Origin of the sequence: Wolbachia endosymbiont of Encarsia formosa (assembly GCF_039540065.1) — a bacterium.
GTDB lineage: Bacteria > Pseudomonadota > Alphaproteobacteria > Rickettsiales > Anaplasmataceae > Wolbachia.
Genome location: NZ_CP154278.1, coordinates 1,106,820 through 1,132,912 on the forward strand (window position 1 = coordinate 1,106,820; position 26,093 = coordinate 1,132,912).

The window sequence follows — 26,093 nt, forward strand, 5'->3', positions numbered from 1 at the left end:
TGAGGTAATAATGATTGATAATACATATGATAATAAAATTGAAGAACAAAAAGATGATTATCATGACTTCATTCAAAGGTTTTTGTTTTTGCTCGGTAAGATAAAAGAAAAGAATAAATCAATTCACACTGCTGTAGCTAGTTTTCACATATTATCTTTTTTAATAAAATACAATGCCAATTTTAATGAAGATGAAGTGTATAAAGCCGTTATCCAAGATTTCAATAATGTAAAGGAGGCGAGACTAGAGCTTCAAGATAAGGCTAAAAAAGTATTGAATGGGTATATTGAAAGTGGTGTTGAAACAGTGTCAATATATGTTAGTTGTGCAGAAGTTAAATTGGGAGCTAATAAAAACAAATTCAAAGTCAGTGAGTTTTTGAATAGTAATTTCTGTCAAGATAATGGAATTGAAGGGTTTTCAACTCTACATAGCAATGGAAAAAATGGAATGCACGGTTTTGTTTCTGAAGAAGGAATAAGGCACTATGTTGTAACTGATGGTGCATACGAAATGACTCTGAATTGGTGTGATGAGGACGGAAAAAAGTGCACTATTATAATTAATATTGATGCTAATGGTATAGAACTTATCGAGCGTAATCGTGTTACTGATGATCAATTGAAAGCAAATAAAGATGTAAAAATAGGTAACTTATTCTTGTATCAAATAAAATTTAGAAATAAGGAGAAAGGCAATCATAAATCATCTGAGATTGTGATAGAAAATAGTAATAGAAATATTAACATTCAAACAACTCAAGAAATTGAGCGTGGCAGCAAAGAAGCTCAAATAGACAGTACTAAAATGCAAGACAAAAGTGCACAAGTTGTAGATGAAAGCTTAAACGAAAGAATTAATAAATTGGAAAAAGAAAATACAAGATTAACTGTAAATAATCAAACTATATTAGAACAATTACAGCAAAAAATGAGAGAGGTATATGAATTAAATGGAAAGGTAAGGAAAAAAGATGAAGTTTTGGATGAAGTAAAACAAAAACTCAAGCAGCTAAGTGATTCGGTAGAGAGTGAATTTGAAAAGAGAAGAGTAGAGAAGGAAGAGTTAGAATCGAAGTTAAGGAAAGCACAAAGAGAGATACAAAAGTTAAGTAAAGAAAAAGCTGAATTAGTGCAAGAAAAGCAACGCTTGGAAGAATATGCTAAAGTTCTAGTTGTCAAAATAGAAAAACTAACTGATCAAAGAAAGCGATCATATCTTAAACTGGATGAATTAGTGAATAAAAATAGAAGGTTAGAACAAGAATTGAATGATACTAAAAAAGAATTAGATGATAAATATAATCAAATCCAGAGATTAGAAAGTCAATCACATGAATTAGAATATAAAAAAGTAACAGAATTGATGACATGTTTAGAAAAGAAAGAGAAAAAAATAGCAGAGTTAGAAGCGCAGTTGCAAAAAGAAAGTTCTGAAACTTATGATTTAATACTTAAATCATCGGATTTAGAAGAAGAAAAAAGACGATTACAAGAAAAGTTAGATGAAAAAACTCAAGAAGTGATGAAACTAACTTTATATTTAGAAGAACTAGGTAATCAATCGGAAGAGAAAGAAGCTGGGTATCTCAATAGGATCAAAGAATTAGAAAGAAATCTTGATCAAGGAAGAAAAGAATTTGGTCAAAAAATAGAAGATGAGAGGAAATCTTTTCTTAAAGAAAAAAAATCTTTGGAGGAGAAATTAGAAGTAAAAATGAACCTTATAATTGGAATAACAGACGAATTAGAAAAAATAACGAAAGAAAGAGATGAGCTTGCTGCACAAGAAAAAGAATTACATTATAAAATCTTGCATTTGTGTAAACAGTTACAGGAAAAAGAAGCTAATCTAACTGAAAGGGAAAAACAAATAATGGAATTGAAAAGAAAAATAGACAATGATAAATATGAAGAATTGCATAAGGAAATAGAAAAATTATCCAAAGAAAAAGAGGAATTATCTAAGGAAATAGATAAATTACGTAAAGAGAAACATATGCTATATACACAAAAAGAAGAATTATATAAAAGGCAAGAAGAACTTTGTGTAGAATTAGGTGAATTACAATGTAAATTTAAAGAAATTAATCAAAAAAATAAAAACTTATCTCAAGAGTTAAAAAGGAAATTTGAAGAGCTAGATAAAGCAGATGGTTTAATTAAAAATCAGTCTTTTGAGTTAGGCAGAATAAGACAAGATTGTAATAATGAAGTGAAAAATTTAAGAAATTCACTTTTAGAGCGAGACAGTCAAATAAAACAACTTCAATATGTGATAGATAAGATAGAAGAATCGATAAGAGAAAATGAAACAATTAAAGATTATAGCAAAAAAATAATATTAGGGGAGACTCAGAAAATAAAATTTATATTAGGTGAACTTGTTCAATTCACGCCAGGTGAAGATTATAGACCATTAGAAGAAGCTTCAATGGGAGATCTTGGATATGAATCACTACCTGCCACACCAACCAAATCGCCAAATTCACTATTAACAGAATCTTATGAACTTAATCAGAGTGAAGGTATTTACAAAACATAATAACTAGCTTTATTATAAAAAAAAATTATACAAGATAATGAACCCAATAATATGCCCACTAGATACACAAGATTTGAATAAAGCTATATCTTTAGCTAATGCTCTGCGTGATAAGATTGGCATGATAAAACTTGGGTTAGAATTTTTTGCTGCACATGGTCCTTCTGGAGTGAGAGAAGTTGCAAAATGCAATGTACCAATTTTTTTAGATCTAAAATTGTATGATATTCCAAACACTGTAGCCAGAACAGTTGAAGCAATAAAAGCTCTAGATGTTGAAATGCTAACATTGCATATCAGTGGTGGAACAAAAATGCTTAAAGAAGCACTAAGTGTAGTGCAAGGAAAGAAAATAAAGCTAATTGGAGTAACAGTACTAACCAGCATGATCAATGAAGATCTGAGAGAACTCGGAGTGGCAAGAGAAACAAAATCACAGGTAATTTTGCTGGCAAAGCTTGCAAAAAAGATTGGTCTACATGGAATAGTTTGCTCTGCACTAGAGGCTCAAGAGGTGCAGCAAGAATGTGGTAAAGACTTTAAAATTATTACTCCAGGAATCCGTATGAATCGAGGTCATGATGATCAAAAAAGGACAGCAACACCAAAAGAAGCAATAAATTCAGGAGCTGATTATATCGTAATTGGCAGACCAATTACAAAAAGCGGCAATCCCGCAAGTAGTGCAGAATTAATATTGAAATCCCTTACTGATTGAAGCAGGAGAGCGGTAAGGTAGATAAGGTACCATAGAATAAAAGCAACAAACGGTATGTATCCGTTCAGCAGGGTGGCAAAACAAGGTAGACGAGAAAAGATAACTAAATGGGTGTCATCCCAGTGCTTGACCATTTTTCTTTTTTTTCTGGATTCCAGCGTCACGCGCTGGAATGACAGGGCTGTGAGTGTCATCGAAGTAGCCGATACAGGCCTTTTTCTTCTGTCATCCCAGTGCCCTGAAACTGGGATCCAGTTAAATTTACAGGTATAAAAGTAATCAACGTTTCTGGTGATGATAGAAAAATGGATCCTAGCTTTATACGGCTACGTACTTTATTTGCACATTCTCCTACTCAGTGAAAATAAAGTGCTTGACACAAAAAAAATGGATGATGTATAGTACTGACAATTAAGTATAATACTTAGCGTGGTGTAATGCTACACTGCTTTTTTTACTTCAACAAGTAATCATTCATGAAGCCAATGCTAGAATCCAGAAAAAAGACAGGTAAATGGCAGGTACGAGCATTATACGTCACAGTTGTATGAACTTTGTTTACCATTAGGGCGCCTCCCAGCACTGGTTGTAAACAAGCGTTTGAGTTATACTAAGCTGCCATTCACCGGTCTTTTTTCTGAATGCAGTTTGCATGACAACGCTGAGATTACTGATAAAGATTACCTTCAAATTACAATAACTATTCTAATTTTATTTTTAAAGGAGGCTATTATGTCACTTACTGATATCACTCACCGTGTTAATGAACTTGCTTCATCATGGGAGCAATTTAAACTAATAAATGATCGTAAACTAAAAGAAATCGAAAGCAAAGGGCCTGAGCAGCTATGCAAGATAAATAGTAATATTGATAATTGCAAAGAGCGCTTAGATTTTATTGAAACCTCAGCTCAACGCCCAGAGATTAGCACAGATTTTAATACAGGTGATAAATATTTTTCTGATTATATTCGCAAAGGAATGGAAAACAGGTTATCACACAAAACCCTAAGTGGAGATGAAAATGATATTGGAGGGTATTTAGTTACTCCTCATATTGTAAAACGCATAAACAAGCGTATAGCTGATTCATCTCCAATGCGGCAGATATGTTCTAGTCAAAGAATCTCTACTGAAACATTGGATTATATTATAGAGGATTGTGACCGTGCTGGTGCAGGTTGGAGTGGTGAAGTCGTAGAGGACGAAGATGGTGGCTATAAATCTAAGTATGATTTTACACAAGACACAAGTACACCTAAAATTCAAAAGATTTCCATCACAACTTATGAGCTCTATGCTCATCCGCAAATATCACAAAAATTGCTCGATGATGCATTTGTCAATGTTGAAAGTTGGCTTGTAGAAAAGGTTGCCGAAACTTTCAGTAAGAAAGAGAATGAAGCCTTTATTAAAGGTGATGGCACTTTTCAGCCTAAAGGAATTTTAGCTTACGAAGATAAAATAGAGCAAATCAAAGCTGATAAGCTAGACAGCGACGCCATAATGATATTGTACTACTCTCTAAATGAACATTACTCTAAAAATGCATCATTTTTAATGAACAAGAGTACGTTAAAGGACGTGAGGCTACTAAAATCTGATACAGGTCAATATCTCTGGCAGCCGAGTTTATCGCTTGAGACTCCAGATACTTTAATGGGAATACCAGTATATCAATCTGCTGATATGCCACCTACAGTCATTGCAGTAGCAGATTTCAAACAAGCTTATAAGATCTTGGATAACAGAGGAATGAGGATACTGAGAGACCCTTATACAAACAAACCTTATGTTAGATTTTTTGTCAATAAGCGTGTAGGCGGGGAAGTTGTAAACACCAGCGCTATTAAATAGTTGAAAATTGCGAATAAGCACTAATGTTTTATATTATTTTATAAAATAGTTGACATATAATATTCTTTATATCATAATTTGGTAAATTTATTATTAATTTAAGGAGTAAAATATGTGGAAAAGTATAAAAAAGTTTTTTAAGTGGATTGCAGGAAAAATTTCATCAATCTGGGACAGCATTAAAAACTTGTGGTCTATTAATAAGGCAAACCTAGTAAGTGACCATGGGTTATCTTTTGTAAAATTGAGCAACGGTAAAATAGGGTTGGTTATGTTGCAAGATATAATATTTTCAAAAAATAAAGATCAAGATGGTAATGTAATTGATTGTGAATTTCGTTCAGATTTTAATGATGAATTATTGTATATTACAGTTCGTTACGACTCGAAAACGATAATGGAAGATGGTAATATATGTCTATCTATTAATTAAGTTGGTACCCTAGATGGCAAAGAAGTTTATGGTGATAATGAACCAGAAGAAATGAAAAGGCTTTTATTAAGTTCAAAAATTACTGATCTAGAAGTAAAACAACACGCTACTGATACTAGTCAATCTCTTAATGCATAGTCACTATAGCAAACTGTTAAAAAGAGCACCTCCTTTGGTGCTCTTTTTTTCTTTATAAGTTTTCTCCATAGGGAAAATTGACAAATTAAACTTTATATGTAATAATTAAATTATTAACTTAAGGAATAAACTATATTAAAAAAAATAAAAACCTTTTTTAAGCGGATTGCTGATCATACAGGAATCTCGTGGATTGCAAAAAAAGTTTCATCAGGCTGGAATTGGTTATTTAGCAGTAAAGCAAATGCTGATCCAAAAAATACATCACCAAAGAGACCTTTAGATGATAAAAATAATACGTTGCCAAAAACTCTAGATGGTAATCAATTAATACTGACAAAGCAGATAGATAGACCCAAAGTTTGTCTTGAAGTTATCGATGATGAACTACTATTAACTATGATAAATAAAAATTATAAAATCCTTGAAGAGAAATATAAGAATCCATGTCAATATGATGAATTTCATGCATTTGTAAGATGTGACAGTGGAGATTTTCATATTACCGGCCCTTATCGCTCACAGAAAAATATAGGTGTTGAGAGGAAGTCTGTGTCAATAACTTCAGTAAAGAAACAAAGTGATGAAGGTTCTGTATTAAGTAATCCATTAGAAATGATACGTGTATTAGGCTTAGGTAAAAACAAAGAGTTCGTTAAAGTGGATAAGATAAATTACAAGCCATTAAAAACAAAAAAAACATCAGTATTAGGTGAGCTTGAATTTGAAGGGAATAACTTTTGGTTAAATTTGGAAGAGTGTATAAACATTAAGGATTATAAAAGTAGTTTAACCAAGGACGCATATCATCCTAAGTTTCTTGTATATCTAAAGTATAATAAAAGAGAATATTGCATTACTGGGAGGAGTGTTAATTTTCCTGAGTTTGCTAAACATTTAATTGTAGAATCGATAATAGAGAAGAACGAAGATGGGAAGTATATCGATAGCGATAAAATATTAGTGCAAGACGATATTGAGCATGTGAAAAAAATGTTAGGATTGGGAATTGGTACAACAAATGTTAAAGTAGATAGTATATCTAATCAGCCGTTTGGAGTTGAAACACCCACTAGTATGGCACAACAAATGGTGAACAATACAACTATTGATCAACTAATATCATTGGCAGTAACAAGAGAATCTTCTACTATCAACATTTTTAACGGAAACTTAGAACTACGTCTTGCAGATGATATTAAACAAAATCTAGAGGATTATAATCATCCAAAAAAGGAGGGTAAATATCGTATAAAAATACACTGCAATAAAAATGATTTTAACATTAATTTTAGTAAAAGAGATAACGATGATGGTTCCGTATCTCTAATTATTAATATGATACAAAAAGATAAACGCGAACTTTGTCAGGTAGCGCAAATGAAAAAGTTCTTGGGCTTCAAGAAGGGGTCAACATTTGTTGTAATAGATTCTATTGAAAGTTTTAAAGCGCGTGGCGTACCAAGCTCAGAAACTACTAGTCTGGCTAACTATAATAAATCTCTATTAGTTAATGCACATAAAGAAAAAGATGAGCATAATACTGATGCTAGTAACAAGATAATACAGCAAGAGGTTGATAATGAGGATAATGAACAAGAGGAGTTTTATGATGCAGAAGAGGAATTATATGGTGATTTTCATGATGCATTGTTTATTCCAGAAGAAGCAAAATTGGAATTTTCTCAAGAATTATCTAACTACTTATCAAAAGCAAGAGGCTCAGAAATAAGAAGATTGCTTTGCGATGAAGTAGTACCAAATTCGTTACTTATGCGATTAATAGTTGAAGAAAAGCTTGCGAGTAATAATTGTTCTTGCTAGTTAATTTCACAAAAGAGCAACTCCTTTGGTGCTCTTTTTCTTTATAAGTTTTCTCCATAGGATAAAATTGACTAATTACAATTTGTATCTTCCTCGTATCAATTTTCAATAGATTCATCGATGTATATCTATAGTTTATCAGTGTAAGGCTAAATATGCTAAGCTTATAAAAATGACAAAGCTCGAAAAAAGGCCTAATATAAGCTTTATGAAAATCAGAGTTGGAGTAATAGGCTGCTTAGGCAGAATGGGCAAGAAAATACTAAATGAATTAATTACAAATACCAAAGTGGAAATAGCAGGTGCTGTTGCTCGCTTGGGCAGTGAGTATATAGGCTTAGATATTGGGCCTATTGTAGGCAATAATTGCAATTTAGGAATCAAAGTTACAAGTTCTATTAGTGAGGTATTTGAATCGTCCGATATTGTAATAGATTTTACAACTAAAGAATGTATGCTAGAATGCCTTAAGGCAGCCGTGAAATTTAAAAAACCTCTAATTAGTGGCACAACTGGAATAGAAGGTCTAAATTTAAAAGAATATGCTGCTGAAGTTCCAATATTATGGTCAGCAAATATGAGTTTTGGAGTTAATGTGTTGCTGAAATTGGTAAAAGAAGCTGCCAAGCTTTTAGGTAATGATTATGACGTCGAGATTTGGGAAATGCATCACAATTTAAAAAAGGATTCACCATCTGGAACAGCTATAGAGTTTGGTAAAGCAGTTGCTAACGCTGCAAAAGTGGATTTTGAGCTCAATCAATATGCACATAATAATTCAAATATAAGAGGGAAAGGAGGAATAGGCTTTGCAGTATCTCGTGGAGGTGGAGTAATAGGAGATCACAGTGTCATGTTTGTCAATTCCGATGAACGAGTAGAATTAAATCACAAAGCAATTGATCGCACAACGTTTGCTAGAGGGGCGGTTCAAGCAGCAATATGGTTGTGCGAGAATAAAAAGGAAATACCAGGACTTTATTCAATGCAGGATTTAGTATGAACGATAAATACGCTTTCGTTAAAAATTTAAATCTTTGGTATGGCTCTAAACAAGTTTTATTCGATATAAATTTGAATATTTGCAAAAAGAAAGTCACAACTTTTATCGGACCGTCTGGGTGCGGTAAATCGACATTCTTGCGTTGTTTTAATCGTATGAATGATTACGTACATGGATGTAAAGCGACCGGTGAGCTGGCAATCGATGGACTGGGTAATATATATTCACGTGATATGGATGTTGTATTGCTCAGAGCAAAAGTTGGTATGGTATTTCAAAAACCCAATCCTTTTCCAAAATCAATATATGATAATGTTGCTTATGGGCCTAAATTGCATGGCATGGTGAAAAATAAGCAAAAATTAGATGAAATAGTAGAGAGTAGTTTAACTAAGGTTGGTTTATGGGAAGAGTTGAAAGATAGATTGCAAGATAGTGCACTAAATTTATCCGGTGGCCAGCAACAAAGATTATGCATTGCTCGTGCAATTGCAGTAAAGCCAACTATTTTATTAATGGATGAACCATGCTCTGCTCTTGATCCAATGGCAACCAATGCAATCGAAAATCTTATACAAGAATTGAAATTGAGGTTCACCATAATTATGGTAACTCATTCGATGAAGCAAGCTAAAAAATTAGCTGACAGCATAGTTTTCTTTTGCAATGGCAAGATTGTTGAATTCGGAAGTACTCAAGAAATCTTTGAAAATGCTCAGTCTCCTTTAACGAAGGAGTATATCCTGGATCATTAGCCTTATAGTCAACAGTTGATATTTTAATTTTTTCTATGTATAATTTATCAAAGTTTTAATTACAGGAGGATAAAATGCTTTGTACAAATGAGGAAACAAGAAAGTTGTTTAAAGCTATTGAATTTCAAAATGTTAGTAATGAAAACATAGCACCTAAGGAAGCTTGGAATCATTTTCAACAAGCATTGAAAGAAGGAGCGAATGTTAACGCTTTTGAAGATGGAATGACACCTTTGATGTGCATTGCTTCAGCTTTTGTTACTAGTAATAACGAGGAACATCAATATTTAGAACTTATGGCTAAGTTGCTTGTAGAGCATAAAAAAATTGATGTAAATATTAAAAGCAAGCAAGCTGTTATTGAGAGAAAACCAAAGGAAAATGATGGTTATCCAGTGTACGAATTTGAGGATAGAGAAGTAGTAGATCAGGGTAAAAGGGGTTGTGTATAACTTGACAATTTACAACCTGTTAATGAAGAATTTGTACCTCAAGGTTATGCTCGTGCAGAGGAGGAAATTAAGACCGGCAAGAAGGAAAAAAATACAGCTCTACACATTGCTTGCAATTTGGGAAATGTAAACATGATAAAAATATTACTTACACATCCAAATATCAAACCTAATATTCAAAACTATGAAAACAAAAGTCCAAGAGATTGTATTGCAGAACATGTTAAGGAAATAATAGAACCAGAATTCCTAAAGATAGAAGCAGTCGCTCAAAAAAGGAAACAAACTAATTATGCTTGTGCTTTTTTGTTATCTGGAGTACTTGCTGCTGGTCTATGTTTCGCAATTTATAACCCAGTTCCACTTGCTGTAACTTCGTTGCTTTTTTTTTCAATAGGGTGTGGTTGTCTGTATAGAGCAAATACAGTTCTTAACGATGTAAATTTCTCTCAGGTTGATTTCGAACATGCTAAGTGATTTATCTGTTCAGGTAAGGTGTTATTCCAGCACTTGATGCTGGTTTTCATTTAATCTCATTGAATTTAGCATAAGCTTTGTAAATTTTTCTAGATCCCAGTGTCAAGCACTGGGATGACACCCATTTCTTTCTAGTCTTGTAATTCGAGTAGCTGAAACTAGCTGCTTTTCTTAATACCAGTGCCAGCTACTAGGATGACATTATGGAAATCTGGATCACGTTGTCAGCTACTAGGATGACAAAAAGGCAAGGTACTGAGATGACAGGAGTATGAAATTGGTCTACTTGACCATTTAGTTGTCTTTTCTCGTCTACCTTATTTTACCACTCTGCTGAACGGATACCTTTATTTTCAATAATTTTGTTAGCAATAATACGGCTTTCAAAATCTACACTTATTATGTCAGATAGTGAGTTAATATCAGAGTACTTGTCAAAGTTTTCTATTGTTGATTTTACTACCTCTACTACTTCTAAAAAGCCGATTCGTGATTTCAAGAATTCATTAACAGCTATCTCATTTGCAGCGTTCAAAACAATACTATTTGTATGTGGAGAAGAAGAATTTAACACTTCCGTGCTTAGCTTTAGTGAAGAAAAACATTTGTGGTCTGGTTCTTGAAAAGTCAATTTTTTTTGTTTTGTTAAGTCTAACTTGTAGTTCAAAGTTGATCTTTTTGGCCAAGACAAAGCGTATGCAATGGGAATTTCCATATCAGTTTCTGCAAGCACAGCAAAGCTGAATCCATCGTGATAAACGACAATTCCATGTACTATCGATTCAGGGTGCACTACTGCTTCAATTCTATTTGGGCTAATATTAAACAAATGATGTGCTTCTATTATTTCTAGTGCCTTATTCATCATTGTTGCACTATCAACTGAGATTTTCTTTCCCATTTTCCAAGTAGGGTGACTTAGTGCCTGATTTACTGTGATATTTCTTAATTGTTCAAGGCTATAATTTAAAAATGGTCCACCAGAGGCAGTGAGTATAATCTTTTCTACGCATTTATCATCATTTTGCAAAACTTGAAAAATTGCGTTGTGTTCAGAGTCGATGGGAATTATTTGTACGCTCTTTTCTTTAGCTTTTTTAAGGAGTAACTTGCCACCACAAACAATACTCTCTTTGTTTGCTAGAGCAATAACTTTAGTACCGCTTTCTATAACCTTTATAACTGGCTCAAGGCCTGCGATGCCAACTATTGCAACAACTGAGAGATCAACAGTTAGAGAAGCAACATTTGCTAGACCTGAAGCACCCCACTCTACTTTGACATTTGTACCAAGCAGATCTTCTTTTAAATCTTTGTAAAACCTTTCATCAGAAATAGCAACATATTGTGCATTAAGTAGCTTTGCCTGTTGTGCTAGCAGAGCAAAGTTAGAATTGGCACTTAGTGCTTCCACCTGATATTCTTCCTTTCTCTTTGAGAGCAAATCTACAGTCTTTTTTCCAATGCTTCCTGTTGATCCTAAAACTGAAACTTTTTTCACTAATTACAATAAAATCTTCTTAGTTATTTAGTAAACAAGCTCATGATCATCACCAACAGATGGTGAAGGACCAGGTGAAAAAGATTGGCCATGATGATCACCTGCATCATGCATATCATGCAAACCATCAGCACTTTGAGCTATTTCATTGTTAGAGTGGGGATAATCATCAGGATGATGCCCCTCATCACCATAGTCCATACCCATTCCTTCTGATGGCATATCTTCTCCACCACCACCTGAAAAATATTCAGCAAGGCTTTCAAGAAATTTTATGCCAAACATATTACCTGATTTCCCAAATAACGTTACTAGACTGCTACCACTGACCAAACCTTCAAACACATTATTATAAGCAGCAATTGCTCCTTCATGAAAGTTGAACATCCACTTCATTCCATCCACAATTGTTGAAATAGAATCACTATGACCAAGACCGAAGCCACTTTTATCACTAGCAGCTTCCTGATGTTGCTGCTGTGCCTGCCATTCTGCAATATTTGGACCTTGTGCTTCACTCATAAACTTTTATTCTAAGCCTTAAGGTATTATTTTACCAAAAACACTGTAAAATATCAATTATTTTAAAAGAGGGTCATCAAAAAGCTGAGTGTCAGCTATTTTGATGACTCTAAAAATTAGGCAGCAAGTATAGTATCCCTTACTTGAATATTTGGTTGTTCAATGGCAACATTTTGCATATTTGTTGAAGCACGAATAGTATCCGATCCTAGAATATTTAGTTGTTGAATGACAACATTTTGCACATTTGTGGAAGTATGAATAGTACACGTTCCTAGAATATTTAGTTGCTGAATGACAACATTTTGCACATTTGTGGAAGCATGAATAGTATTCGGTCCTAGAATATTTGGTTGTTCAGTGGCAACATTTTCCACATTTGTAGAAACATGAGAAGATGCTCTTCTTGCATAAGCCATTGATAACGCACCAACTCCAGCTCCAATTATGAAACTAGGTACAGATGATTCTCCAAATTCCTTACTTATTTCGTTAAACAACACTGTTGCAGCTACTGATAATCCAACTTCAAGTATTGGTTTACACACATCTTGTTTTAACTTTTGTTGTAACTTTTGTTTTAATTCTAACGATCTGTTATCTAACCCTTCTCGTCGTAAGTGTTCTAAATTCATAGTCATTATCCATTAATTAATTATAGTTAAATAATATACTGTAATTAATATTTAATCAAGATAATTATTAATATATTAAAGAATGAAATGCCAAAAATAACTGACAGGCTCTTTTAACTAGAAATATTTAAGAAATTTACTAAATGAAAAAAGGCATTTACTCTATACCAAAACATCGATGATGTGCTGTAGTAACAAAGTGATGACTTGAGGTTTAAGACAGCTTCTATTTCTTCTTAGAACCTGTTTAAAATCTCTAGAAGAAGAGGTAAAGTAGGTATAGATTAAGAGTGTGGTATATATATGCAAAAAAGTTATCCAAGTGATATAAGTAGAAAGAAATTTGAAAAAATCAGACCAATACTGGAAAGAAGCAGAAAGAAAACAAGGCCAAGAAAACTTGACTTATATGATGTGTTTTGTGGAGTGCTATACGTCCTGAAAAGTGTCTGCCAATGGAGAATGTTGCCAAAGGATTTTCCAAAGTGGGAAAACATATACTACTATTTTCAAACCTGGAATAAAAAAATGGAGAATAATCAAGTTTGCTGCAACTAGTCTTAAAAAAATTAGTTGGAGAGGTCCGACAAGGCAATGGTCGGAAAGAGAAAACCAGTTTCTGTATAATCGATGCTCAAAGTGTTAAAAACACAGATACTGCTGAAGAAAAGGGTTATGATGCTGGTAAAAGAATTTCAGGAGTCATATTGCAGTAGATACACAAGGTTTGCCACATGCAATCCATGTAACAACGGCAGAAGTAACTGACCGTAGCAGTGCTGTAAAAATGGTTGCAAATGCTAAAGAAAATCTCTCTGAAGTTAAGAATATACTAGTTGATGCTGGCTACACTGGAGAAAATTTTGCAACTCAAATAAAAGATACTATTGGTGCAACTGTTGAGGTCATAAAGTGTGTGATTCATAGAGGTTATTACAATTGACTTGTCAGATTGAGTCTGAACTAGTTGGCTTGTTAAGAGATTTGCATTTTTGAAGTGATTGTAGTTTCTGATTGTGTTTACAATTTTGCATGACAAACGACTCTTTTGATAAGATATAGTTTTTCACTTAAGCAAGGAATCGTATTTTCCAGTTCCTTATATTTTTCCCAAGGAGTTTTTCCTTGAAGAGCGCTATGAGGGCGGTGTTTATTATAATACTCTTCCCAATCCCTAAGTTTAATTTGCAATTCAGAGCTCTTGATGGTAACGATACTGTAAAACTCATCTAAGTCTGTACGCTGTGCTCTTTCCACTTTACCATTTAAGTGTGGAGAAAACGGCTTAATAGGACGAAATTTAATTTTCCATTCCTTCAAACATTCTTGCACCTCATAAGCAAAAAATTCTTGCCCTCTATCAGTTTGAATCCTTTGGCAATGGAAAGGTATTCTTTCTCTTAGTTGTTTTAGGAAATCTAAAGTGTTTTTTGAAGTACTTCTTGAATATAATGCAACAATTTTATAACGTATCTATAGCAGTATATTGATAAAGCCCTGACGATATTTTGCACACATCCATCTGCACACGCTCTCCAGGTACTTTACAGTTATAACGCTTGACATGTTTGCGATAATGACGTTTAACATGCAGAAGACTTACACTATGTTTTTTGAAAATTTTGTGTATAGTAGCCAATGACAAGGATAAATCATATAGACGTCTTAACTCGGTTTCTTGCCCCTAGCTTTCTAGTTTGTCTTAGATGAAGAATAAGCTGCTCATCTGATTCATTGATCTTTTGCAAAGGTGAAGTTTTAGGAACGCTGCTTTCAGCCATTGAAGACTGTTCATTACTTTCGTAATCAGGTACGTTCTTTTGAATTAATGTCAACATATCAGCAACTTGCTGTGGATATGATGATACTTTACCTGATGGTACTTTAAAAGTCTCCTCGCTAAAAATCCCATTAAATATTTCACACCTGTCTTTATTTTCGTGATTAGGCACGATCCTTTCAAGGGTTACTTTCCAATCCTCTTGCTCTTGCTTTTTACATATCTCCTCAACTCCATCGTGCATTTCAATTTTGTCAGGATCATCTTTACTTTCACAACTAGATATGCTCTTTGCAAGTATTTTTAGCCAACCATCAATTTTAGCTTTTTGCTCTTCATCTTGCTCTTGATTTTTTAGTATTTTTAAAATCTCCTTCACTTTGTTAAGATGATCTTTTCTTACATTAGCGAAAACTTTTTCTAACATATCATTATCTTGAGCTACATCTATAATAGCTTTAATACTTTTCTGACTAACTTCCTGATTAGTAAGATTTATAGCACAGCTAAGCGGTGTTAGAGTATGTTCTTGATCATCTGAAAGCCTGATCTTTATATTCGCAGTAGTAAGAACTTTTTCTAATATACTATTTCTTTTAGCTACATTTAGGATAGCTTGAATGCCTCTCTGTTTATTAAGAATAATAGCATGGACAAGTGGTGTTGAAGTATATTCTTGACCATTTGAGAGCTTGATCTTTATATTCGCAGTAGTAAGAACTTCTTCTAATATATCTTTCTCTTTAGCTACACTTAGAATATTTGTAATATATCTCTGACTATTTAACGAGTTCTTAAGATTTATAGCATAGGCAAGCGGTGTTAGAGTATGTTCTTCACCATCTTCAAACTCTATACATTTCACAGTAGTAAGAATTTTCAGCAAATCCTCTTTTGAAAATCTTGTAAGAAGATCAATAATATTCTCACCTTCTTTCATCGAAGTCTGTAACTTATCATATAATCTTTTTTGTGTTTCGTTTAACTTCTCATACCTTGGCATATAAAATTCTCCTATTAAAAATAATATACTTTAATTATTATATATTTAAATAAAAAAGTCAATAAATTAACAAGATACTCTGTAACAAAAACACTAAAACAAGAAAGAAGAAGAGAAGCTCGAGTATTCATCTTTTTTTCGAAAACTAATACTTTGCTTTCTTCTCAATATATCTACATATCAGAATAGACAGCTCATATAATACCAACATTGGAATTGCAAGCCCTACTTGGCTTAGTACATCAGGTGGAGTTAAGATTGCAGCAATAATGAAAATTACCACTATCGCAATTCTCCGTTTATTTGACAAACTTTGTGCAGTGATTAGCCCTACTCTCACCATTAAGGTTAGTATGACTGGAATTTGAAATGCAGTACCAAACGCAAACATGAATTGAAGAACAATGTCTAAATATTCACTAACTGAAGGCATAAACTCTATCGGTATACCGAAAGATTTACCGCTATGTTCAAAAGCAATAAAAAATTTCCAAGCTAAGGGAAATATGTAATAATAAACTACGGCAGCTCCTGTTATAAACAAAACTGGCGTTGCAATTAAATATGGCAATAACACTGCCCTTTCTCTTTTATATAAGCCAGGTGCTAGAAATATGTAGAATTGCCATGCAAGCACAGGAAAAGAAAACAACAGTGCACTCATTATTGCAACCCTGAGATATACAAAAAACGCTTCTGTTAAATCTGTATAGATTAGAGAAAAATCATTGGTATCTTTTGTAACTTCTATTAAAGGTGCAAGTAAAAAGCGGTATATATTTTCTTTAAAATAGTAGCAAAAACCGAAAGCAACACAAAAAAATAGAAAGCAAAAAATAACTCTTTTTCTGAGTTCCGCAAAGTGCTCATAAAATGAAGCATATTTTTGTGAATTTTCTTTCATACTTTACAATAGCGCTATGTCTAACATTCTCAGTGAAAAAGCCCATTCATTGTCGTACCACGCTGCAACTCTACAGATATCGCCTGTGACATATGTACCAGCTAAATCCACAATTGCACTATAAGGGTTATGGACAAAGTCTATTGAAACTAGAGGTTCCGTGCATACAGAAAGTACATTTGACATTGGATAACCCTCTGTCATCCTAGTACTCTCTGATGTCATCCGAGTAGCTGACACTGGGATCCAGAAATTAGATTCCAGCGTCACGCGCTGGAATGACGTAGAGGAGAGAGCTGCATCCTTAAACATTTCATTTATTTCTCCAGCTGTTACCTTCTTATCAGTCGTAAATTTAAAATCAACCATAGAAACGTTGCTAACTGGAACTCTAATGGCAGTACCATCTAGCTTTCCTTTTAACTCAGGAATAACAGAACCAATTGTTTTTGCTGCTCCAGTTGTAGTTGGCACCATAGAAAGGCCACAAGCTCTTGCCCTTCGTAAGTCTCTATGGTTGCCATCAAGAATATTTTGATCATTCGTATAGGCATGTATAGTGGTCATAAAACCGCTTTTTATACCTAAATTGTAGTGTAAAATGTGTACAATCGGAGCCAGACAGTTTGTAGTACAAGAACCTGCTGAGATCACTGTATGATCCTTTTTTAGCATATCGTTATTTACGCCGTAAACTATAGTTACGTCAGCATCTGAAACTGGAGCAGAGACAATTACTCTCTCTGCATTATGCTTTGCTGCTTCCGCACGCTTGTTGAATGCACCAGTGCATTCAAGTACTACATCAACATTCCAAGGAATATTTTCAGGGCTACGTTCTCTATATAAAGAAAATTTCCTGCTATTTATAGATAGCCAATTTTCAGACTCGTTAAAATCAATATCGCCGTTAAATTTGCCATGAACAGAGTCATATTTAATCAAATGTGCATGCTGCTCAGCACTGAGCGACCCATTTACCGCCACAACTTCTATTTGCTCGCTATAGTTTTCTACTTCAAAAATAGCACGCAATACACTTCTGCCTATTCTACCAAGACCATTAATTCCTACACGAATTGTCATTTTTCCATCTTAAAAGTTTAATTATAGAGGATATTGCCTGATATTTCATTCTATTCTTTTAGTTGTTAATCCTAATGTTATAATATATTGATTGACTAAAGAAACTGTATCACTTAATTAATAATGTCTAAATTTTAACTTGGAGTAGGTTATGCATGGATTACCAATGACAAATTCAGATAATCAGTATCAGCAAAGAAAAATAGAAGCATTGTAAAAAGAAAATAAAGGGCTGTCAGAAAAAGTGAAAACACTACAGAAAATGTCAGTGCTGCAAAATGAAATGCTAGTAATGCTAAAGTGGAAATCAATAACAGAGAAACTGCGCACAGAAATATAAAAAAACTGCTAGAAGCACCTCAAGAGGCAGCAGCATTTCAATTAGAAGAAAGAGATGAGGATCAGCAAGTAATAGAAGACATACTGGATATTCAAGAAGAATTTAAATCTTTACAAAATTTGGAAAGTACTACTATTGAACAAACAAATATTCAAGGACAGAGCATATAAACTTGTAATAGCTTCAAACTATTATAAGTAACTTTCCCTATTTCCTTCTTTATCATTACCCCGGGTGTTGTAAAACTGGAGTAACACCTTCCGCTACGCAAATCACCTACAAAACACAATCTTTTTATTCCCCCAAACAATTAGTTGTTAATTTAAGCAACCATATTAATATAGTAAATATTTACTTAATATACTAGTATTTACCTTGACTAAACAATTATAGTGCTGTATAATTTGTACTTAAGCTTTAATAGTGAGGTTTTGATGGACGCACAAGAATTAGAAAACTTACAGAAAAGTTCATCAACAAAATCCCAAGATGCTGGGAAGAAAACATCAGAAGAGTTGGAAAGAAATTTAAACCCTAATGAAGCCAATAATGATATATTATAAAATCTATCAAGAATACGAGGGAGAAACATGGACAGAGTCATTAATGAATGGTTTTATAGCCGCTGTTTCTTTGGGATTTGGCTTCCTTCTAGGAAAAATTCTACAAACGAAGCTGTTTCTACAAATCTAGAAAACGCTGCTGTTGAACAACCCAATGTGCAACAAACCCTACCCTTATGTATATAAAATGACAAATTTTATAACTAAAAAAGTACTTCCCAATTTTCAAAGCACTGCATACAATAGAATTATATTGTAGTCCCTTATACTCATCCTGAGATATAGGAAAACAATCTGTACGACATTTTAAGCTGGCTCAGAGGGCTGGCAAACCCAATACCATAATTTACAAGGAGGACTTATGAATAAGAAATTTCTCTATTCACCATTGTCAATAAAAAGCATAGAAGAAAACGGAGTATTTTCTGGCTATGCGAGCGTTTTTAATATAGTTGATAAGCAAAATGATCTGATATTGCCTGGAGCATTTAAGAACAACTTAAATAAAAGTCAGATAAAACTTCTTTGGCAGCACAACCCAAGTGAGCCTATAGGTAATATTACAGATATTTGCCAAAATGATATTGGCCTATATATAACTGCACATTTGCTTTTTGGTATTCAAAAATCAGAGGAAGCATATTTAATGCTAAAAACTGGAACTATTAACGGGCTTTCGATTGGCTATATACCAATAGAGTATGATGTTGATCATGAAAGCGGAGCTCGAGTGTTAAAACAAGTGGAGCTATGGGAAGTTAGTTTAGTCACTTTTCCTGCAAATTTGTCAGCTCAGGTAATCAATGTGAAGAATCATTACAATGAACAAGAAATGTTAGCAAGAGCAATAGAAAAAGCAAATTCTGTGCTTACAAACATGTGTATTTCTACTTAAAATTTATAAAAATTTTCACACAATTTAACATTAATATTATTATTTAATAATATTAATATATATAACTTCAATACTTTGAAAATTAGGTCATTTTATGATGAATGATAACAATGAGGTTAATTACGAACCTAGTATTAAACAAAAGGAAAAAAAATATAGCTTATCCACTGTGCTTGCTTGGCTATATCTAAAAACAATTGGACGAATATTGCCAGAGAGATGGAATAAATGGTCAGAGAATATTCTACACCACAATAAGGTTATTGTGGATAGTGGATTTCAGACTGAGATAATGAGTAAAAATAAAACTACGAAGACTCAATATGATAAAATAGAGGGTAAAAATTTCCAAGCTAGTTCAGAATTTAAAGGAAAAAAGGAATTAGAGGATAAGAATAAAGAATTAAAGGAGCAACTGGAAGGTGTAAGTCAGGCACTCGAAGCGTTTATTGGGCTCTGTAATAATCAAGCACAGCAGATTAAAGACTTAGAATTAGAGAGTAATGTTTTAAAAGAGGAAAAAGAACAATTAAACTCCATAATTAAAGGACTGGAAAAGAACTATAGAGAATTGGAAGAAATTGCACAAAAAAGAGGAGAAGAATTTTTAGCACAGTTGAAGAAAAAGTCTGAGGAGATATTACATTTGCAGAAAGAATTAATTGAGTGCAGCAAAGAATTTGCAAATAAAACAGAAATGCTCTCAGTAAGGTTAGAAGAAAAAGACTTAAAAATAGGCAGTTTAACGCAATTAAATAAATCATTAGAACAAGAGAAAAAGGAAATGGAGACTAAAAATAACGAACAAAAGCAAACTATATTTGCAAAAGAGAAAGAAATAGAAGAGAAAAACACTTTAATTACTTCACTTATTGATAAAAATAAAGACATGGATGAAACTGTGAAGAGAGAGAATACAATCCTACTAGAGCAAAATACAGAACTTAAGAGTAAAGTTAGTGAGTTAAAAAACGAATCTGATACTCAAATAAAGCAATTAGAAAATCAACTTGAGGAGAAACAAGCAGAATTAGAGCAAGCTGAGAAAAAAAATGCTGAATTTAGAAAAGAATTGGAAAGTGCTCAGCAACAATTAGTGCAAAAAAATACTGATCTAACAAATCAATTACAAGATTTAAGTAGTAAACTACATGCTGCTGAAATAAAGAAAAAAGAATTAGAAGATGAAGTTAACGAATTGAAAGAAAAAGCTAAGAAAAAAGATGCTGAATTAGAGGTTCTTAAACAACAATTAGAGAAAGACAAAAGTGATTCAATTAGTAAAATAAATGCTACTAAAAAAGAGAAAAAAGAATTAGAAGGTGAAGTTAACGAATTGAAAGACAAAGTACAGACATTAGAAAAAAATAGAGCTGAAATAGAAAAACAAAAGGCAGATTTGGAGAAAAAATTAGAGTCTTCACAAGGGGAGAATAAAAAGTTACAAAAACAAGTTGAACATCCAAGTGCAAAAAAAACAGAAAATGTTACAACAGTTTCTATTAGAAATAGTAAAGAAATACCTAATCAAAGTGTGACATCAAAACCTGAAGGTAGACAACAAAAGTTACAAAACAAGCAAAAAGACGCTAGTAAAAAGCCAGAAGATATTAATAAAAAAACTAAAGCAGATACAAAGAGTATTTTCTCTACTTCTGGTTCTGTGAAGTCAAAATTTTCAAATAATTTATCTAAGCTTCGTGGGAATGACAGTCTCGATAAATTTTTATCTGATCAAAATACAAAGTTGAAAAAAAGTTTTCCTGAATCTAAAGAAAAACACTTTTGCCATAACGTGCTTAAGGAAACTATAAAGTCTCTATCAAATCAAGGTGATGGTAAATTTGAAAGTGATAAATTACTTGAGTTATTGAAAAGTAATTTGATGAAATATGGAAGAGCGATTATAGAAATTAAGGTTAACACAGTTGTTGAAAAAGTTGGTAAAAAGCATTCTATCGAACAGGTATTTTTTGTTAAAGAGTGTGCAAAAGGGTTATATTTAAATGAAGAAGATAGTAAAGCAGTAATACATTCTTTCACAGACTTTTTAGCTCACAAAAATAATAGCAATAATGATTCAGTCAAAAAATTTGTTGTGCAGAAGTTAACGGAAGCTGAAATGAAATGTTTTTCAGATAAGATTCAAGGATTACAACTAGCATCAAGCATACGAGATAAATTTTTATCTCCAGATCAGGGAATGTGCGTTCAAACTTCAAAAGAAAACAATGAATATGAATTAACAGATAAAGCTAAAAAAGAATACACACCTAACTCTTCCATGAGTCACACTAATAGCACTCCGGTAAGTGTGAAGCAAGAAGCAAGGTCTAGATAAAACTTTTAGCATAAAGTATCAGCTCCTCTTTTGTTAAAGTGTAGGAGCTGTCTTCCCAGTGTTGTCGTAGCAATTCCAAGTTTCTACCTAAATTTTTCCCTGGTTGATGACCTATAGTTATTAAATCATCACCAGATAAAGGAAATTTTGGAATGTTAAACATCTTAGCAAATGAAATATACTCATCAACATTTATTCCAGACTCAATACCACAAATCTTCATTAAGTCACAATATAATTCCTTACCAAATAAAGATATGTATTTCTTTTGTTCTTTTTCTGAAAGCTCTGTTTTGATATCGTTTGATAATAAAAATAATAGCTTTTTCTTTTGCTTATTTGAAAGACGTAAAAACTTGCTCACTTCTTCTCCAAGACTAACTCTATCTTCGGCAGTCCTAAGAAGCAACGCTAATTTTGTTAGTGCATCCAAACTTGAATCTAGGAAAGGCGTACGGCCATACGATGAGGGTTTTGTAGGAGGTTTAGTGTTGATAAGAAGTGGTGAAGATAAAATTTCGCATTTTACTTCTTTTGGAATAATTTTTTGTAAAACATCAGATTTTTGCATGCTCTTAAGTGTTGTAGCAGGATTATCACACTCCAGTAATTTAAATATTTCTTCTCTTATTCTCTCTCCAGAGAGGTTTTGAATCATGTGCGAATGCTTTTTGCACACATCAAATATTTCACCACGTAAATCTCCTATGCATATTTTAGCATGAAAACGAAACGCTCTTAAAATACGTAGATAGTCTTCCTTAATCCTATCTTCAGCGTTACCTATAAAGTTTAACTTTCGTTCTTTTAAGTCCTTAATGCCACCAAAGTAGTCGTATATATGGCCATGCTTATCTGCATAAAGAGCATTAAATGTAAAATCGCGCCTTGAAGCATCATCTTGCCAATCATTAGTAAACTCTACCTTCGCATGTCTACCGTCACACTTTACATCATGCCTTAGCGTTGTAATCTCAAAGGACCTATTGTGTAAAATTGCAGTAATAGTTCCATGTTTCAGACCAGTTGGAATAGTCTTTATCTTGCAAAGCTTGAGCGCTTTAACTGTTTCATCAGGTAGCAGATTAGTAGCAAGATCAATGTCGTGAATTTCACGCTGCAAAATTGAATCTCTAACACATCCACCAACAAGCCTTGCCTCACCACCAAATTTCTCTATTGCCTCAATAATTATACTAACTTCATGATCAATTTTCATATACATCATGTTACACAAAATGCAAAATGTTTGCAAAAAGCCTCATATAAAAATATATAGGAAGGAGAGTGGTAAAATAAGGGGGTAAAGTAAAAGTAAGTCTACAACAAACCCAGTGCCTAGAAACTTATAAGTATAAAAGTAATACAACGTTTCTGATAAAAAGCTAGATTCCAGAATCATGCGCCAATGTTAAACAAAGTACTATAGAATTCAAGAAGACAATTTCCAGAAAGTTCCTAGACCCAAAAAAAGGTAAGTCATGTTAATGTTATTTGAAAAGGATAAGCTAAATTTTTTAATCTATAAAATGGAAAAATATAATTGATTAAAGATAATGATTGAAAGGTTGGAAAAATAAATTAAAGAAAAGATTAATCGATATTATGCCTTATAAGGTAGCGCTTCATAAGCAATTTTTGCGTTCTACTCCCCAACGGCAGATTACACGATGGCAAGGCATCAAGTAGGCAATTGCATTTGTATCTGAAAATTTTTGAAACATTTGTTGCCAATCAGAAGTATCATTGTCAAATTCGACAGCGCTTTTATGTTTGTGAACTGCAACAACATTTTTAAATTTTCCGATGTCAATGCCAATAAAATTTTGATAAGACGTAATCATAATAACTTCGATATTTTTAATTGATTTAAGATTGTAAACGGGTGCATATTTATGTCCCACACAACTATTCAAACATATCGAGAGATGGGCTAGTGTACCTTGATCCGAACGGTTATAATACCAATAGTTGGTCAGTCGCACACGCCCGTGATAGCACTATTTTCTTATAAAGATAGGACTATCTTCCCTCTTATCTTCTTTATATCATATTTTTAACTTACAATAGTTGAAGATTAGGAGAAATAAATTCGTGCTTTTCAGTTAGTAGTATAGAGGAAAGAGGAAATAAATTTGTATTGGAAAACGATAAGATTTCAGGGCAACGTTGGAATTTAAAACACAAACCAATTTTAGAAAGGTTTAGCGTTACCCATGATTACAAAGTAGAAAATTATACTGATCAAAAGATCACAAAATATGTTTTAGCAGAACACAACATTTACTCTAAAAATGATTTAGAGCAGAAAGACTCAATACACGAATTAGAAAATCACATTTTAGTGTTTTATCCAGGAGTACTGAAATGGCACTAACATCGACATTTGCACAGAAGTTGGAAAGATAGTCAAATAATATCTCTAATAAGTTAAGTACTTATATTTAGATCCTCATGTATTATATTGATAATAGGTTAAAATGTATGAAATAAAAAGAAAAGGACTTGCTTTCTCATGCTAAAAAAGACATGCTTTGAATAGCAGCAGGTAAATATAAGAAATTTATCTGGCGCTAGAAAAGCTAATTTTGTGAGGTATGAAATGAGTTTTAGCAAGAGTAAGTTTTTTAAAGAAGTATCAAGTAATGGATTTAAAAATATTAACAAAAAAAATGAAGAAGGAGAGACGATATTACATCAAGCAGTAGAAATCTCTGATTACAAAACAGTGAGGTTATTAATAAAAAAAGGGGCAGAGGTTAATGCAAGAGATAAAAATGGTTATACACCACTACACTGTGCAGTATTCGCAAAAAGTTTAGAAAATGTAAAAGTCCTACTAAGGGAAGGAGCAGAAGTAAATGCCACTCAATATGTCACCGGATGTACGCCACTGCACTCTGCATGCAAGATAGGAGGAGCAGGAGTTGAAATAATAAAAGATCTAGTAAAGGCAGGAGATGCAAAGATGCAAATGTATAAATCAGCAATACCTGCACCAGATAGTGCCTGCACAATTCGCATACCGTTAGCAAACTTAGGCCTAGTATGCACCCAATTTGTAGCATAAAGTAAACTAATGCCAAATATCAGACCTAGAATAATACGTACATTTGGCCCAAGTAGCCCTATTTCAATAGAATACTTAACCATAAAAAGCCAGCAAGCGCTAAAGCGATAGCACCTATCCACACAGGCAAGCGAATTCCAAAATGTCGCTCAAAGTTCGATTGCTTTTTAGATTGAGTAGATTGCTCTGATTCTTAAATTGTGTGATTCATAGATGTTATTACAATAAGAATATAAGGTCAAATAGAAATTTGGATTTGCAGTAGTTTATAGACCTTATTACAATTGCAAAGGATAAATTAGTTAATCTAGGGTTAAACTACGTCTGAGTTGGATAAAACTATACAAAAAGTTGGGTCATGCAGGAAAGAGCATTATGGTATTTCACGTTTTACCTTACGTAAATGGTACAAACGTTATGAAGAGTTAGGTGAAAAAGGATTAGTAGATCTCAGTAGTAAGCCTAAAACTTCACCTTTGCAAAAGATCAATGAATCAGATGAGCAGCTTATTCTTCATCTAAGACAAACTAGAAAGCTAGGGGCAAGAAACCGAGTTAAGACGTCTATATGATTTATCCTTGTCATTGGCTACTATACACAAAATTTTCAAAAAACATAGTGTAAGTCTTCTGCATGTTAAACGTCATTATCGCAAACATGTCAAGCGTTATAACTGTAAAGTACCTGGAGAGCGTGTGCAGATGGATGTGTGCAAAATATCGTCAGGGCTTTATCAATATACTGCTATAGATACGTTATAAAATTGTTGCATTATATTCAAGAAGTACTTCAAAAAACACTTTAGATTTCCTAAAACAACTAAGAGAAAGAATACCTTTCCATTGCCAAAGGATTCAAACTGATAGAGGGCAAGAATTTTTTGCTTATGAGGTGCAAGAATGTTTGAAGGAATGGAAAATTAAATTTCGTCCTATTAAGCCGTTTTCTCCACACTTAAATGGTAAAGTGGAAAGAGCACAGCGTACAGACTTAGATGAGTTTTACAGTATCGTTACCATCAAGAGCTCTGAATTGCAAATTAAACTTAGGGATTGGGAAGAGTATTATAATAAACACCGCCCTCATAGCGCTCTTCAAGGAAAAACTCCTTGGGAAAAATATAAGGAACTGGAAAATACGATTCCTTGCTTAAGTGAAAAACTATATCTTATCAAAAGAGTCGTTTGTCATGCAAAATTGTAAACACAATCAGAAACTACAATCACTTCAAAAATGCAAATCTCTTAACA

24 protein-coding genes and 4 pseudogenes are annotated in these 26,093 nt (G+C 33.1%); 18 read left to right on the plus strand and 10 right to left on the minus strand.

What is annotated here, in order from left to right; translation table 11 throughout:
• Nucleotides 1-10: 10 nt before the first annotated feature.
• From AAE962_RS05985 to AAE962_RS06025, 9 genes are all read left to right on the plus strand, one after another.
• A complete protein-coding gene (locus AAE962_RS05985; protein ID WP_343288970.1) occupies nucleotides 11-2,545 on the plus strand; it encodes a hypothetical protein in 2,535 nt (844 codons plus the stop codon).
• Between the two features lie 37 nt (nucleotides 2,546-2,582).
• Complete coding sequence (pyrF, locus tag AAE962_RS05990; RefSeq protein ID WP_343288971.1) at nucleotides 2,583-3,263, plus strand: orotidine-5'-phosphate decarboxylase; 681 nt, start codon at nucleotides 2,583-2,585, stop codon at nucleotides 3,261-3,263.
• Nucleotides 3,264-3,995: 732 nt separating this feature from the next.
• Complete coding sequence (locus AAE962_RS05995; RefSeq protein ID WP_343288972.1) at nucleotides 3,996-5,120, plus strand: phage major capsid protein; 1,125 nt, start codon at nucleotides 3,996-3,998, stop codon at nucleotides 5,118-5,120.
• Nucleotides 5,121-5,232: 112 nt separating this feature from the next.
• Complete coding sequence (locus tag AAE962_RS06000) at nucleotides 5,233-5,553, plus strand: hypothetical protein (protein WP_343288973.1); 321 nt, start codon at nucleotides 5,233-5,235, stop codon at nucleotides 5,551-5,553.
• A 270-nt stretch (nucleotides 5,554-5,823) separates the two neighbouring features.
• Nucleotides 5,824-7,515 (plus strand): hypothetical protein, encoded by a 1,692-nt coding sequence (locus tag AAE962_RS06005; RefSeq protein ID WP_343289591.1) that lies wholly within the window; start codon nucleotides 5,824-5,826, stop codon nucleotides 7,513-7,515.
• A gap of 208 nt (nucleotides 7,516-7,723) precedes the next feature.
• Nucleotides 7,724-8,518, plus strand: a complete 795-nt coding sequence (gene dapB / locus AAE962_RS06010; RefSeq protein ID WP_343289592.1) for a 4-hydroxy-tetrahydrodipicolinate reductase — start codon at nucleotides 7,724-7,726, stop codon at nucleotides 8,516-8,518.
• Nucleotides 8,515-9,273 carry a phosphate ABC transporter ATP-binding protein PstB gene (pstB, locus tag AAE962_RS06015; protein WP_343288974.1) on the plus strand — a complete coding sequence of 253 codons (759 nt, stop codon included), beginning with the start codon at nucleotides 8,515-8,517 and terminating at the stop codon, nucleotides 9,271-9,273. Before dapB ends, pstB begins: the two co-directional genes overlap by 4 nt.
• 74 nt (nucleotides 9,274-9,347) lie before the next feature.
• Complete coding sequence (locus AAE962_RS06020; protein WP_343288975.1) at nucleotides 9,348-9,725, plus strand: hypothetical protein; 378 nt, start codon at nucleotides 9,348-9,350, stop codon at nucleotides 9,723-9,725.
• 117 nt (nucleotides 9,726-9,842) lie between these two features.
• Nucleotides 9,843-10,202: a hypothetical protein gene (locus AAE962_RS06025; RefSeq protein ID WP_343288976.1), complete on the plus strand. Its 360-nt coding sequence runs from the start codon at nucleotides 9,843-9,845 to the stop codon at nucleotides 10,200-10,202.
• 322 nt (nucleotides 10,203-10,524) lie between these two features.
• On the opposite strand, the gene dxr is transcribed toward AAE962_RS06025, so the two are convergent.
• The 3 genes from dxr to AAE962_RS06040 form a co-directional block, all read right to left on the minus strand.
• On the minus strand, nucleotides 10,525-11,703 hold the full coding sequence (gene dxr, locus AAE962_RS06030) for a 1-deoxy-D-xylulose-5-phosphate reductoisomerase (RefSeq protein ID WP_343288977.1): 1,179 nt from the start codon (nucleotides 11,701-11,703) through the stop codon (nucleotides 10,525-10,527).
• 27 nt (nucleotides 11,704-11,730) lie between these two features.
• Nucleotides 11,731-12,225, minus strand: coding sequence for a hypothetical protein (locus AAE962_RS06035; RefSeq protein WP_343288978.1), 495 nt, complete (start codon nucleotides 12,223-12,225; stop codon nucleotides 11,731-11,733).
• A gap of 116 nt (nucleotides 12,226-12,341) precedes the next feature.
• Nucleotides 12,342-12,860, minus strand: coding sequence for a hypothetical protein (locus AAE962_RS06040; protein WP_343288979.1), 519 nt, complete (start codon nucleotides 12,858-12,860; stop codon nucleotides 12,342-12,344).
• Between the two features lie 303 nt (nucleotides 12,861-13,163).
• Between AAE962_RS06040 and AAE962_RS06045 the strand changes: the two are divergent.
• Nucleotides 13,164-13,761 (plus strand): annotated as a pseudogene (locus AAE962_RS06045) (IS5 family transposase); the annotation flags it as partial.
• A gap of 119 nt (nucleotides 13,762-13,880) precedes the next feature.
• Here the strand turns inward: AAE962_RS06045 and AAE962_RS06050 are convergent.
• The 4 genes from AAE962_RS06050 to AAE962_RS06065 all read right to left on the minus strand — a co-directional run bounded on the left by AAE962_RS06050 (nucleotide 13,881) and on the right by AAE962_RS06065 (nucleotide 17,633).
• Nucleotides 13,881-14,192 (minus strand): integrase core domain-containing protein, encoded by a 312-nt coding sequence (locus AAE962_RS06050; RefSeq protein ID WP_343288788.1) that lies wholly within the window; start codon nucleotides 14,190-14,192, stop codon nucleotides 13,881-13,883.
• Between the two features lie 320 nt (nucleotides 14,193-14,512).
• Nucleotides 14,513-15,643 carry a magnesium transporter gene (locus tag AAE962_RS06055; RefSeq protein WP_343288980.1) on the minus strand — a complete coding sequence of 377 codons (1,131 nt, stop codon included), beginning with the start codon at nucleotides 15,641-15,643 and terminating at the stop codon, nucleotides 14,513-14,515.
• Nucleotides 15,644-15,788: 145 nt separating this feature from the next.
• Nucleotides 15,789-16,547: a twin-arginine translocase subunit TatC gene (tatC, locus tag AAE962_RS06060; protein WP_343288981.1), complete on the minus strand. Its 759-nt coding sequence runs from the start codon at nucleotides 16,545-16,547 to the stop codon at nucleotides 15,789-15,791.
• Between the two features lie 3 nt (nucleotides 16,548-16,550).
• Complete coding sequence (locus tag AAE962_RS06065; protein ID WP_343288982.1) at nucleotides 16,551-17,633, minus strand: type I glyceraldehyde-3-phosphate dehydrogenase; 1,083 nt, start codon at nucleotides 17,631-17,633, stop codon at nucleotides 16,551-16,553.
• 300 nt (nucleotides 17,634-17,933) lie between these two features.
• On the opposite strand from AAE962_RS06065, the gene AAE962_RS06070 reads away from it, so the two are divergent.
• From AAE962_RS06070 to AAE962_RS06085, 4 genes are all read left to right on the plus strand, one after another.
• A complete protein-coding gene (locus AAE962_RS06070) occupies nucleotides 17,934-18,143 on the plus strand; it encodes a hypothetical protein (RefSeq protein ID WP_343288983.1) in 210 nt (69 codons plus the stop codon).
• Between the two features lie 264 nt (nucleotides 18,144-18,407).
• Entirely contained in the window at nucleotides 18,408-18,536 is a 129-nt protein-coding gene (locus tag AAE962_RS06075; RefSeq protein WP_343288984.1) for a hypothetical protein, read from the plus strand.
• Between the two features lie 361 nt (nucleotides 18,537-18,897).
• On the plus strand, nucleotides 18,898-19,431 hold the full coding sequence (locus AAE962_RS06080; RefSeq protein WP_343288985.1) for an HK97 family phage prohead protease: 534 nt from the start codon (nucleotides 18,898-18,900) through the stop codon (nucleotides 19,429-19,431).
• Nucleotides 19,432-19,525: 94 nt separating this feature from the next.
• Nucleotides 19,526-21,772 (plus strand): hypothetical protein, encoded by a 2,247-nt coding sequence (locus AAE962_RS06085; RefSeq protein ID WP_343288986.1) that lies wholly within the window; start codon nucleotides 19,526-19,528, stop codon nucleotides 21,770-21,772.
• Here the strand turns inward: AAE962_RS06085 and AAE962_RS06090 are convergent.
• Nucleotides 21,765-22,991 (minus strand): CCA tRNA nucleotidyltransferase, encoded by a 1,227-nt coding sequence (locus tag AAE962_RS06090; RefSeq protein ID WP_343288987.1) that lies wholly within the window; start codon nucleotides 22,989-22,991, stop codon nucleotides 21,765-21,767. The two genes, AAE962_RS06085 and AAE962_RS06090, sit on opposite strands and share 8 nt — an antisense overlap.
• A gap of 484 nt (nucleotides 22,992-23,475) precedes the next feature.
• Nucleotides 23,476-23,616, minus strand: a pseudogene (locus AAE962_RS06095) (IS110 family transposase); the annotation flags it as partial.
• A gap of 233 nt (nucleotides 23,617-23,849) precedes the next feature.
• On the opposite strand from AAE962_RS06095, the pseudogene AAE962_RS06100 reads away from it, so the two are divergent.
• A pseudogene (locus tag AAE962_RS06100) lies at nucleotides 23,850-24,149 on the plus strand (phage tail protein); the annotation flags it as partial.
• A 225-nt stretch (nucleotides 24,150-24,374) separates the two neighbouring features.
• Nucleotides 24,375-24,755, plus strand: a pseudogene (locus tag AAE962_RS06105) (ankyrin repeat domain-containing protein); the annotation flags it as partial.
• Here the strand turns inward: AAE962_RS06105 and AAE962_RS06790 are convergent.
• Nucleotides 24,641-24,925 (minus strand): DUF2339 domain-containing protein, encoded by a 285-nt coding sequence (locus tag AAE962_RS06790; protein WP_410543829.1) that lies wholly within the window; start codon nucleotides 24,923-24,925, stop codon nucleotides 24,641-24,643. The pseudogene AAE962_RS06105 and the gene AAE962_RS06790 sit on opposite strands and share 115 nt — an antisense overlap.
• Nucleotides 24,926-25,171: 246 nt before the next feature.
• On the opposite strand from AAE962_RS06790, the gene AAE962_RS06110 reads away from it, so the two are divergent.
• Together AAE962_RS06110 and AAE962_RS06115 are read left to right on the plus strand one after the other, a co-directional pair.
• A complete protein-coding gene (locus tag AAE962_RS06110) occupies nucleotides 25,172-25,414 on the plus strand; it encodes a helix-turn-helix domain-containing protein (RefSeq protein ID WP_343288789.1) in 243 nt (80 codons plus the stop codon).
• 320 nt (nucleotides 25,415-25,734) lie between these two features.
• Complete coding sequence (locus tag AAE962_RS06115) at nucleotides 25,735-26,046, plus strand: integrase core domain-containing protein (protein WP_343288788.1); 312 nt, start codon at nucleotides 25,735-25,737, stop codon at nucleotides 26,044-26,046.
• Nucleotides 26,047-26,093 lie beyond the last annotated feature (47 nt).

Bases quoted from the DNA above. Each gene is read 5' to 3' on its own strand.
- AAE962_RS06080 (WP_343288985.1), top strand. From the start codon at position 18,898: ATGAATAAGAAATTTCTCTATTCACCATTGTCAATAAAAAGCATAGAA.
- tatC (WP_343288981.1), bottom strand. From the start codon at position 16,547: ATGAAAGAAAATTCACAAAAATATGCTTCATTTTATGAGCACTTTGCG.
- dapB (WP_343289592.1), top strand. From the start codon at position 7,724: ATGAAAATCAGAGTTGGAGTAATAGGCTGCTTAGGCAGAATGGGCAAG.
- AAE962_RS05995 (WP_343288972.1), top strand. From the start codon at position 3,996: ATGTCACTTACTGATATCACTCACCGTGTTAATGAACTTGCTTCATCA.
- pstB (WP_343288974.1), top strand. From the start codon at position 8,515: ATGAACGATAAATACGCTTTCGTTAAAAATTTAAATCTTTGGTATGGC.
- pyrF (WP_343288971.1), top strand. From the start codon at position 2,583: ATGAACCCAATAATATGCCCACTAGATACACAAGATTTGAATAAAGCT.
- AAE962_RS06790 (WP_410543829.1), bottom strand. From the start codon at position 24,925: ATGGTTAAGTATTCTATTGAAATAGGGCTACTTGGGCCAAATGTACGT.
- AAE962_RS06085 (WP_343288986.1), top strand. From the start codon at position 19,526: ATGATGAATGATAACAATGAGGTTAATTACGAACCTAGTATTAAACAA.
- AAE962_RS05985 (WP_343288970.1), top strand. From the start codon at position 11: ATGATTGATAATACATATGATAATAAAATTGAAGAACAAAAAGATGAT.
- AAE962_RS06020 (WP_343288975.1), top strand. From the start codon at position 9,348: ATGCTTTGTACAAATGAGGAAACAAGAAAGTTGTTTAAAGCTATTGAA.
- AAE962_RS06035 (WP_343288978.1), bottom strand. From the start codon at position 12,225: ATGAGTGAAGCACAAGGTCCAAATATTGCAGAATGGCAGGCACAGCAG.
- AAE962_RS06055 (WP_343288980.1), bottom strand. From the start codon at position 15,643: ATGCCAAGGTATGAGAAGTTAAACGAAACACAAAAAAGATTATATGAT.
- AAE962_RS06075 (WP_343288984.1), top strand. From the start codon at position 18,408: ATGGACGCACAAGAATTAGAAAACTTACAGAAAAGTTCATCAACAAAA.
- AAE962_RS06000 (WP_343288973.1), top strand. From the start codon at position 5,233: ATGTGGAAAAGTATAAAAAAGTTTTTTAAGTGGATTGCAGGAAAAATT.
- AAE962_RS06090 (WP_343288987.1), bottom strand. From the start codon at position 22,991: ATGAAAATTGATCATGAAGTTAGTATAATTATTGAGGCAATAGAGAAA.
- AAE962_RS06065 (WP_343288982.1), bottom strand. From the start codon at position 17,633: ATGACAATTCGTGTAGGAATTAATGGTCTTGGTAGAATAGGCAGAAGT.
- AAE962_RS06040 (WP_343288979.1), bottom strand. From the start codon at position 12,860: ATGAATTTAGAACACTTACGACGAGAAGGGTTAGATAACAGATCGTTA.